The organism is Kineococcus gurbantunggutensis, from assembly GCF_050871925.1.
In the GTDB taxonomy this organism is placed as follows: Bacteria; Actinomycetota; Actinomycetes; order Actinomycetales; family Kineococcaceae; genus Kineococcus.
In genome coordinates this window covers 1-9621 of record NZ_JBJLSG010000174.1, presented here as the reverse complement: position 1 = coordinate 9621, position 9621 = coordinate 1, and the positions used below count along the sequence as shown (strand labels likewise).

General features: G+C 76.7%; 6 protein-coding genes. 5 read left to right on the top strand and 1 reads right to left on the bottom strand.

The features are described from left to right. Positions 1-39 precede the first annotated feature (39 nt). Complete coding sequence (locus ACRYR7_RS21850; protein ID WP_432574224.1) at positions 40-1464, bottom strand: aldehyde dehydrogenase family protein; 1425 nt, start codon at positions 1462-1464, stop codon at positions 40-42. A 126-nt stretch (positions 1465-1590) separates the two neighbouring features. Here ACRYR7_RS21850 and ACRYR7_RS21845 point away from each other — a divergent pair, with 126 nt between their 5' ends. From ACRYR7_RS21845 to ACRYR7_RS21825, 5 genes are all read left to right on the top strand, one after another. Beyond that, positions 1591-2451, top strand: coding sequence for an ABC transporter ATP-binding protein (locus ACRYR7_RS21845; RefSeq protein WP_432574222.1), 861 nt, complete (start codon positions 1591-1593; stop codon positions 2449-2451). Then, a complete protein-coding gene (locus tag ACRYR7_RS21840) occupies positions 2448-3287 on the top strand; it encodes an ABC transporter permease (protein WP_432574221.1) in 840 nt (279 codons plus the stop codon). The genes ACRYR7_RS21845 and ACRYR7_RS21840 overlap by 4 nt, the downstream gene beginning before the upstream one ends. A 125-nt stretch (positions 3288-3412) precedes the next feature. Further along, positions 3413-4519, top strand: coding sequence for an ABC transporter substrate-binding protein (locus ACRYR7_RS21835; protein WP_432574220.1), 1107 nt, complete (start codon positions 3413-3415; stop codon positions 4517-4519). Positions 4520-4611: 92 nt separating this feature from the next. Then, positions 4612-8826, top strand: a complete 4215-nt coding sequence (hrpA, locus tag ACRYR7_RS21830; RefSeq protein WP_432574219.1) for an ATP-dependent RNA helicase HrpA — start codon at positions 4612-4614, stop codon at positions 8824-8826. A 158-nt stretch (positions 8827-8984) separates the two neighbouring features. Then, positions 8985-9425, top strand: coding sequence for an Hsp20/alpha crystallin family protein (locus tag ACRYR7_RS21825; RefSeq protein WP_432574223.1), 441 nt, complete (start codon positions 8985-8987; stop codon positions 9423-9425). Positions 9426-9621: the final 196 nt, after the last annotated feature.

Below are 9621 nucleotides of genomic sequence, written 5' to 3'. Positions count from 1 at the left end.
GCCCGGCCCGCGGGCCGGGCCGGCGCCGTCGCGCGCGGGTCAGAACGGGTAGGGGGCGATCTCCGGGCGCACCGTCAGCCACTGCGTCTCGGTGAACGCCTCGACGTTCGCCTCCGCCCCGCCGGCGCGACCGCCCGTGCCGGAGGCGCCGACCCCGCCGAACGGGGCGTTCGCCTCGTCGGAGACGGTCTGCTCGTTGACGTGCACGACGCCGCTGGGCACCGCGTCGGCCACCCGCATCGCCGCGCCCACCTCGCCCAGCACGCCCAGCGAGAGCCCGTACGGGGTGGCGCGGGCCAGCTCGATCGCCTCGTCGACGTCGGAGAACGCCAGGACGGGCGCGACCGGCCCGAAGACCTCCTCCTCCCACGCCGGCATGGACGGCTCCACCTGCGCCAGCACGGTGGGCGCGTAGAACAGGCCCTCGTGGGTGCCGCCGGCGGCCAGGGTCGCCCCGGCCTCGACGGTGCCGCGCACGACGCGGTCCACGCGGCCCAGCTGCCGCTCGTCGATGATCGGGCCCAGCGCCACGGCGCCGCCGGCCGGGTCGCCCACCGGCAGGGCCCGCGCCTTGAGCGCCAGCGCGTCCACGTAGGCGTCGTGCAGGCTCTCGTGCACCAGGTGCCGGCCGGTGGCCATGCAGATCTGCCCCTGGTGCAGGAACGAGCCGAACGCCCCCGCCGAGGCCGCCAGCGCCACGTCCGCGCCCGGCAGCACCACCAGGGCGTTGTTGCCGCCCAGCTCCAGGTGGGTGCGCTTGAGGTGCTCGGCGCCCAGCGCGCCCACGCGCCGGCCGGCGGCGGTGGAGCCGGTGAACGCCACCACGCGCACCTCCGGGGCCGTCACCGCCGCCTCCCCGACGTCCGCGCCGCCGGGCAGCAGGTGCAGCAGCCCCGCCGGCAGGCCCGCCTCCTCGAACACCCGCGCCAGGGCCACCCCGCCGCACACCGGGGTGCGCGGGTCCGGCTTGAGCAGCACCGCGTTGCCCAGCGCCAGGGCGGGGGCCACCGCGCGGATCGACAGGATCAGCGGGAAGTTGAACGGGGCGATCACGGAGACCACCCCGGCCGGCCGGCGCCGCGCGAAGGACCAGCGGTCCTGCTCCGAGGGCAGCACCGAGCCCGCCGGGTGCGTGGGCAGCGCCGACGCCTCGTAGCACTCCTGCGCGGCCACGTGCGTCTCCAGCTGCGCCTTGGCCGCCACCGCGCCGGACTCGCGCACGATCCACTCCTGCACCTGCGCGGCGTGCTGCTCCCACAGGGCCCCCGCGCGGCGCAGCACCGCGGCGCGCTCGAGGGGGTTGGTGGCCGCCCAGCCCCGCTGCGCGGCCAGCGCGCGCGTCGCCGCGGCGCGCACGTCCCCGGGGGTGGCCGCGCCCACCCGGCCCAGCACCGCGCCCGTGGCCGGCTCGGTGACCTCGATGGTCCCGCCGGAGCCGGCGCGCCAGGCGCCGTCGAAGATCATGTCGTGCCACGCCTCGCCGAGCAGCCCGCTCACCGCTGTCCCCTCCGTCGTCCGAACGCGTCGGGGCAGTGCACCACGGCACCGCCCCCGGCGGGGCCGGTGCCCGGCGCTGAGTAGGGTCGGGCCGTGGCGGGAGAGTCGGCGGGCGCCGACGGGCAGGCGTTCGTCTCGGTGCGCGACGCGTGCAAGGTGTACGACGACGGGCCCCGGCCGGTCACCGCGCTGCACCACGTGGACCTGCAGGTGCCCCGCGGCCGCTTCGTGAGCGTCATCGGCCCCTCCGGCTGCGGCAAGTCCACCCTGCTGCGCCTGGTGGCGGGCCTGGAGCGGCCCGACTCCGGCGAGGTGCGCATCTGCGGCCAGACGCCCGCGCGCGCCACCGAGCGCAAGATGGTCGGCTTCGTGCCGCAGACGCCGGCGCTGCTGCCCTGGCTGGACGTGCTGGGCAACGTGCGGGTGCTGGAGAAGGTCAACCGCGCGGCCTCCCGCCGCCGCGGCCCCGTGCCGGCGCCGGCCGCGCCCGAGCGCTGCGACCTGGCCGGCGACCCCGAGGCGCTGCTGCGCCGCTTGGGCCTGGGCGACGTGCTGCACCGCCGCCCCGGGCAGCTGTCCGGGGGCATGCAGCAGCGCACCGCCATCGCCCGCGCCTTCGCGCTGCAGCCGCAGGTGCTGCTCATGGACGAGCCGTTCTCCGCGCTCGACGAGTTCACCCGCGAAGCCGCCCAGCTGCAGCTGCTGGACGTGTGGCAGGAGATGCGCACCACCGTCGTGTTCGTCACCCACTCCATCACCGAGGCGGTCCTGCTGTCCGACACCGTCGTGGTCATGGCCGCCGGTCCCGGCCGCGTCGCCGGGACGGTGGAGGTCTCCCTGCCCCGCCCGCGGCGCTCGGGCCTGCTGGACTCCGGCGACCTGCACGAGCACGAGCACCGGGTGCGCGAGCTGCTCTCCGACGCCTGGCACGCCGACGCCGGGGTCGCCCCGTGAGGGCGCGCGCGGCGACCGCCCGGCGCGCGCCGGCGAGCGCGCCCCCGCCGCCGCCGCGCCGGCGCCGCCCCCCGCTGGCGCTGCTGCACCCGCGGGTGTGGCTGCCCACGGCCGTCGTCCTGCTCGCGGCCGGCGCGGTGTGGGAGCAGGTGGCCCGGGCCGACCCCTACGTGCTGCCGCACCTGGCCGCGGTCGGCCGGCAGCTGGCCGGCGACCCCGGCTTCTACCTGCGCAACGCCGGCACGACCCTGGCGGAGGCGCTGCTCGGCCTGACCCTGGGCTCGCTGGCCGCCTTCGCCGTCGCGGTGGCGGTCTCGGAGTCCGCGCTCGCGCGCCGCGCCGTGCTGCCGCTGGCGGTGATCCTCAACGTCACCCCGGTCGTGGCGATCGCGCCCGCCCTCACCGTCGCCTTCGGGTTCGGGTACCTGCCGCGGGTGCTCGTGGCGGCGCTGACGACGTTCTTCCCGGTGCTGATGAACACCGCGACGGGGCTGCGCTCGGTGCGCCGGGAGGTGCTGCAGGTCTTCCGCACCGTGCACGCCTCGCGCTGGGACGTGCTGGTGCGCCTGCGCTTCCCCAGCGCCCTGCCGTTCGTCTTCGCCGCCCTGCGGGTGGTGTTCCCGCTCTCGCTGGTCGGCGCGATCGTGGCGGAGTTCAGCGCCGCGGGGGCCACGGCGGGGCTGGGCACCGTCATCAAGGTCGCGGCCTCGAACTCCCAGCTGGACCGGGTGTTCGCCTCCATCGCCTGCCTGGCCCTCATGGGGGCGCTGCTGCTGCTGGTGGTCACCACCGTGGAGCGGCGTGTGCTCTCCTGGCACTCCTCGCAGGCGCGCTGACCCGCCGCGGGCGCCGGGGGCGACCCGCGCGCGGGCGCGGTGCGCGGGGGGCACGATGCTCGGGGCGGCGCGCCGCCCGCCACCGCACGACGCAGGACCGCACGACCGGACCAGGAGGCCCTCCCGTGAGCACCCGCCCGACCCGCACCCCGCACCGGCCGGCGCTGGCCGCCCTCGCCGCCGCCGCGCTGCTGGCCGGCTGCTCGGGGCCCTCCGGCGACGCCGGCGACCCCGCCCCCGCCGCGAGCCGGGGCTCGGCCGTCTCCGCCGAGCGCTGCGCGCAGAACGAGGCCGCCGGGACGGTCACCTACGTCACCGGGTACCAGTTCCAGGCCTCGGCCAGCATCCTCGACCCCGTCGCCGCGGAGGCGTTGGGCTACTTCGACGCGCTGTGCCTGGACGTGCGCATCCAGCCCGGCAGCGGGGAGACCGCCCAGAACGCCCAGCTCGTCGCCGCCGGCACCGCGCAGGTCTCCTCCATCGCCGGGGCCTCCGACGTGCTCGTCAACGTCGGCAACGGCGTGGACGTCACCGCCGTGGCGCTGTTCGGGCACGTGCCCGTGGCCACCCTGATGACCCGCCCGGACGTCACCGACCTCGAGCAGCTCGAGGGCACCGTGCTGGGGCAGAAGGGCGCGCTGCCGGTGACGATCGAGGCGATGCTGCGCACCGCCGGCGTGGACGTCGCGAAGGTCGAGCAGGTCGTCGTCGGGTACGACCCCAGCGTGCTGGTGCGCGGGCAGGTGCGGTCCCTGACCGGGTACAAGTCCAACGAGCCGCTGACGCTGCGGGCGCTGGGCGAGGAGGTCACCCAGTGGAACCCCGAGGACTACGGGGTGCCCGGCTCGATGGCCACCACGATCGTCAACCCCGCCTTCCTGGCCGAGCACCCCACCGCGGTGCAGGACTTCCTGCGCGCCCAGCTGCACGCCTACGCGTACTGCGAGCAGCACGCCGCCGAGTGCGTCGGCTACGCCGCGGAGAGCTCGCAGGCCGGCTACGACGTCGAGCACAACGAGCAGGTCTGGCGCACCGAGGCGCAGCTGGTGGACGGCTCGCAGCCGGCCGGGCAGCCGCTGGGCGCGATCGACGTGGCGACCGTGCGCGCCGAGGCGGAGTTCCTGGTGCGCATGGGGCAGATCGACGCCGTGCCGGACGTCGACGCCCTCGTCGACGAGGACGTCGTGGCGGGGCTGTACTCGGGCACCGAGCTCCTCTGGCCCGCCCCCTGAGGCCCCGCCCCGCCCGGCGCCCCGCCCGCCGCCGGGACCCGGCCCCGCTGCGCGGGGGCCCGGCGCGGCCGACGCCGTAGCATGGCCGGGCCATGTCGAGCCCCTCCAGCCGGCCCGGGCGCCCCGAACGCGGGCGCCGCCGACCCTCCCGACCCCAGCGCCCCGGCGACCGGGACGCCCGGCGCGCCGGGCCGCGCGGCACCGGCCCCGGCGAGCTGCCCGACGACCCCCGCGCCGCCGCGCTCGCCGCGCGCCTGGGGCTCGTGCTGCTGCGCGACGAGGACCGGCTGCGCCGCCGGCTGGCCGCGCTGGCCCGCACCCGCGACGCCGAGGCGCTGCGCCGCGGCCTGGAGGAGGTGGAGGCGCAGACCGCCGCCGCCGAGGAGCGCGCCCGCCGCCGCGCCGCGGCCGTGCCCGAGGTGCGCTACCCGCCCGAGCTGCCCGTCAGCCAGGAGAAGGACCGCATCGCGCAGGCGCTGCGCGAGCACCAGGTCGTCGTCGTCGCCGGCGAGACCGGCTCGGGCAAGACCACGCAGCTGCCGAAGATCTGCATGGAGCTCGGCCGCGGCCGGCGCGGGCGCATCGGGCACACCCAGCCGCGGCGCATCGCCGCGCGCGCGGTCGCCGAGCGCGTGGCCGAGGAGCTCGGCGGCGAGGTCGGCGGCGTCGTCGGCTACGCGGTGCGCTTCACCGACAGCGTCGGCGAGGACAGCGTGCTGAAGGTCATGACCGACGGCATCCTGCTGGCCGAGATCCAGCGCGACCCCGAGCTGCTGCAGTACGACACCCTCATCATCGACGAGGCGCACGAGCGCAGCCTGACGATCGACTTCCTGCTGGGCTACCTCGCCCGGCTGCTGCCGCGCCGGCCCGAGCTCAAGCTCGTCGTCACCTCCGCGACCATCGAGACCGAGCGGTTCTCCCGGCACTTCGGCGGCGCGCCCGTGCTGGAGGTCTCCGGGCGCACCTACCCCGTGGAGGTGCGCTACCGGCCGCTGGCCGCCGACGAGCTCGCCGAGGAGCTGGCCGGCGAGCTCGACGACGACGGCGAGACCCTCGACGTCGACGAGGCGCCCGCGCCCGGCGACGACCGCGACCAGACCGAGGGGATCCTCGACGCGGTGCGCGAGCTGGCCGCCGAGGGCCCCGGCGACGTGCTGGTGTTCCTGCCCGGCGAGCGGGAGATCCGCGACACCGCCGACGCCCTGAACGACCTGGCGCGCACCGACCGCAGCTTCCGCGACACCGAGGTCCTGCCGCTGTTCGCGCGGCTGAGCGCCGAGGAGCAGCACCGGGTGTTCCGCCCGCACCGCGGCAGGCGCGTCGTGCTGTCCACCAACGTCGCCGAGACGTCCCTGACGGTGCCGGGGATCCGCTACGTCGTCGACGTCGGCACCGCGCGCGTCTCCCGCTACAGCCACCGCACCAAGGTGCAGCGGCTGCCGGTCGAGAAGGTCTCGCAGGCCTCGGCGAACCAGCGCGCCGGCCGCTGCGGGCGCGTGGCCGAGGGCGTGTGCATCCGCCTGTACTCCCAGGCGGACTTCGAGTCGCGCCCGCAGTACACCGACCCGGAGATCCTGCGCACCAACCTGGCCGCCGTCATCCTGCAGATGGCCTCCCTGGGGCTGGGCGACATCGCCGCCTTCCCCTTCATCCAGCCGCCGGAGGCGCGCAGCATCGCCGACGGCCTGGCGCTGCTGGCCGAGCTGGGCGCGCTGGAGCAGGCGCGCCCGGGCGAGCGGGGCGTGCCGCGCCTGACGCGCACCGGCCGGGACCTGGCCCGCCTGCCCATCGACCCGCGGCTGGGCCGGATGGTGCTGGAGGGGCAGCGCAACTCCTGCCTGCACGACGTGCTCGTGCTCGTCGCGGCGCTGTCGGTGCAGGACCCGCGCGAGCGGCCGCTGGAGCAGCGCGAGCGCGCCGCGCAGCTGCACGCGCGCTTCCGCCACGAGCGCTCGGACTTCCTCACCTACCTGAACCTGTGGAACTACCTGCAGCACCTGCAGGCGGAGCTGTCCTCCTCGGCGTTCCGCCGCCGCGTCAAGGCCGAGATGCTGCACTACCTGCGCATCCGCGAGTGGCAGGACACCTACCACCAGCTGCGCCGCATCGCCCGCGAGATGGGTTTCGAGGTCGAGGCCCCCGCCGTGGGCGCCCCGGCCGAGGGGGAGGTGGTGCCCCCGGCGGCCTACGACCCCGACGGCGTGCACCGCTCGCTGCTGGCCGGCCTGCTGGGCAACATCGGGGTCAAGGAGGTCCGCGAGGAGAAGCGCGACCCCCGCGCGCGCGGGCGCGGCGACGGCGGCCCGCGCCAGCAGGAGTACCTCGGCGCCCGCGGCGCCCGGTTCGCGCTGTTCCCCGGCTCGGCCCTGGGCCGGCGCTCCCCGGACTGGGTGCTGGCCGCGGAGCTGGTGGAGACCAGCCGCCTGTGGGCGCGGGTGGCCGCCGCGATCGACCCGCGCTGGATCGAGCCGCTGGCCGAGCACGTCGTCAAGCGCCAGCACTCCGAGCCGCGCTGGTCGCGCAAGCGCGCCGCGGTGGTGGCCACCGAGCGCGTCACCCTGTACGGGGTGCCGATCGTCGCCGGGCGCACCGTCGCCTACGGCGGCATCGACCCCGAGCTCTCGCGCGAGCTGTTCATCCGGCACGCCCTCGTCGAGGGCGACTTCGAGACCCGCCACGAGTTCTTCGCCCGCAACCGCGAGCTGCTGGAGGAGGCCGAGGAGCTGGAGCACCGCGCCCGCCGGCGCGACATCGTCGTCGACGACCAGGTCCTCTTCGACTTCTACGACGCGCGCGTGCCCGCCGACGTCGTCTCCGGCCGGCACTTCGACGCCTGGTGGAAGCAGGCGCGGCGCACCGACCCCGACCTGCTGACCTTCGACCCCGACATGCTCGTCGCCGGTGACGCCGGCGTCAGCGAGGAGGAGTTCCCCACCACCTGGCGCCAGGGCGACCTGGAGCTGGCGCTGTCGTACGTCTTCGAGCCCGGCTCCCCGCGCGACGGGGTCACCGTCGACGTGCCGCTGGAGGTCGTCAACCGCTTCGACGAGCGCGACCTGGCCTGGCAGGTGCCCGGGTTCCGGCTCGAGATGGTCACCGCGCTGCTGCGCTCGCTGCCCAAGCAGCTGCGCCGCAACCTCGCCCCGGCCCCGGACAAGGCCGCGCGCTTCCTCGAGCGCGTCGAGCCGCGCCGGGAGGACTTCTGGGAGGCCTTCGAGCGGGAGGTGCCGCGCCTGGGCGACGGCACGGAGATCTACTTCGAGGACGTGGACTTCACCAGGGTGCCCGCGCACCTGCGCCCCGCGTTCCGCGTCACCGCCGCCGACGGCTCCGTGCTCGCCGAGGGCAAGGACTTCGCGCGGCTGCGCGAGGCGGTCTCCACCCAGGTGCGCGCGACGATCGCCGAGGCCGCCGACGAGGTGCGCCGCACCGGCGCCACCTCCTGGCCGGCCGACCCGGGCCCGGACGACCTGCCCGCGCGCGTCCCGGACACCCACACCACCGTGCGCCGCGGCAGCGAGGTCGTCTCCTTCCCCGCGCTGGTCGACGAGGGCGCCACCGCGGGGCTGCGCACCTTCCCTACCGCCGCCGAGGCGGCCCGGGCGCACCGGGACGGCACCGTGCGCCTGCTGCTGCTCGTGCTGCCCTCGCCGCTGCGCACCGTGCAGTCCGGCCTGCCCAACGACGCCAAGCTGCTGCTGGCGCGCGCCCCGCACGGCAGCGCGGCGGCCGTGCTGGAGGACTGCCTGCGCGCGGCCGTGGAGGAGCGGCTGGACGCCGCGGGCGGCCCGGTGCGCACCGCGCAGGAGTTCGCCCGCCTGGCCGAGCAGGTGGGCCGCGGGCTGCTGTCGGCGACCACCGGGGTGGTGGACCTGACCCTGCGGGTGCTGCGCTCGGCCGCCGAGGTGGAGCGGGCGATCTCGCGCACCGCCAGCCTGGCGCTCGTGCCCTCCCTGGCGGACGTGCGCGAGCAGTTCACCGGGCTCGTGCACGCCGGTTTCGTCACCGAGACCGGCGCCGGGCGGCTGCCGGACCTGCTGCGCTACCTGCAGGGGATCCTGCGCCGGCTGCAGACGATGCCGGAGAACCCCCAGCGCGACCGGGTGCGCATGGCCGAGTTCGCCCGGGTGCGCGACGAGCACGCCGCGCACGTGCGCCGCGCCGGGCCGGTCGTGCCGCCGGAGCTGGCCCGCCTGCGCTGGGCGCTGGAGGAGCTGCGGCTGCAGAAGTTCTCCCAGCCGGTGCCCACCGCCGGGCCCGTCAGCGACGAGCGGATCCTCAAGGCCCTGGCCGAGCTCGGCTGACCGCCCGCCCCGGCGATGCGCTGCGCCGCAGCGCATCTGCTCTTGCACTCGCGCGCCGGGAGTGCTACCACTGGTGGTGCGGGCACCGGGCACGGCCCGGGCCGCGGCAGACACAGCAGTCGCATCTGGTGTACGCACTGGAGGTGGTGGTCGTGTTGATGCGCACCGACCCGTTCCGAGAGCTCGACCGGCTGACCCAGCAGGTGCTGGGGACCACGGCGCGCCCGGCGGTGATGCCGATGGACGCCTGGCGCAACGGCGACGAGTTCGTGGTGGAGTTCGACCTGCCCGGCGTGGACGCGTCCAGCATCGAGCTGGACGTGGAGCGCAACGTGCTGACCGTCAGGGCGCAGCGCCCGGTCCACGAGGGCACCGACGAGATGATCGCGGCCGAGCGACCGCGCGGCGTCTTCAGCCGCCAGCTCATCCTCGGCGACAACCTCGACACCGCGCGCGTCTCGGCGGCCTACCGCGACGGCGTGCTGAGGTTGCGCGTGCCGGTGGCCGAGCGGGCCAAGCCGCGCCGCATCGCCGTCGAGACCGTCGAGGGCACCGGGACCGCCGAGCCGGCCGGCGACCGGCAGGCCATCGGCGCCTGAGGCCGTCGCGGGACGGTGGAGGCGGTGACCGCGACGGCGCCGGCCGGCGCGCACGAGGCGTTCTGCGAGCTGCTGGGCGCGGACCCCGAGTGGGTCCGCGCCGAGTTCGAGGCCCTCGTGGCGGCGGGCTGGCGGGGAGGGGACGCGCAGCGGGTCGCCGGCGGGGTGTCGGCACCCCCGCCGGGGCGGCGGGCCG

Excerpts from the sequence above, each read along its gene's own strand:
- hrpA (WP_432574219.1), top strand. The coding sequence starts at position 4,612 with ATGTCGAGCCCCTCCAGCCGGCCCGGGCGCCCCGAACGCGGGCGCCGC.
- ACRYR7_RS21850 (WP_432574224.1), bottom strand. The coding sequence starts at position 1,464 with ATGATCTTCGACGGCGCCTGGCGCGCCGGCTCCGGCGGGACCATCGAG.
- ACRYR7_RS21825 (WP_432574223.1), top strand. The coding sequence starts at position 8,985 with ATGCGCACCGACCCGTTCCGAGAGCTCGACCGGCTGACCCAGCAGGTG.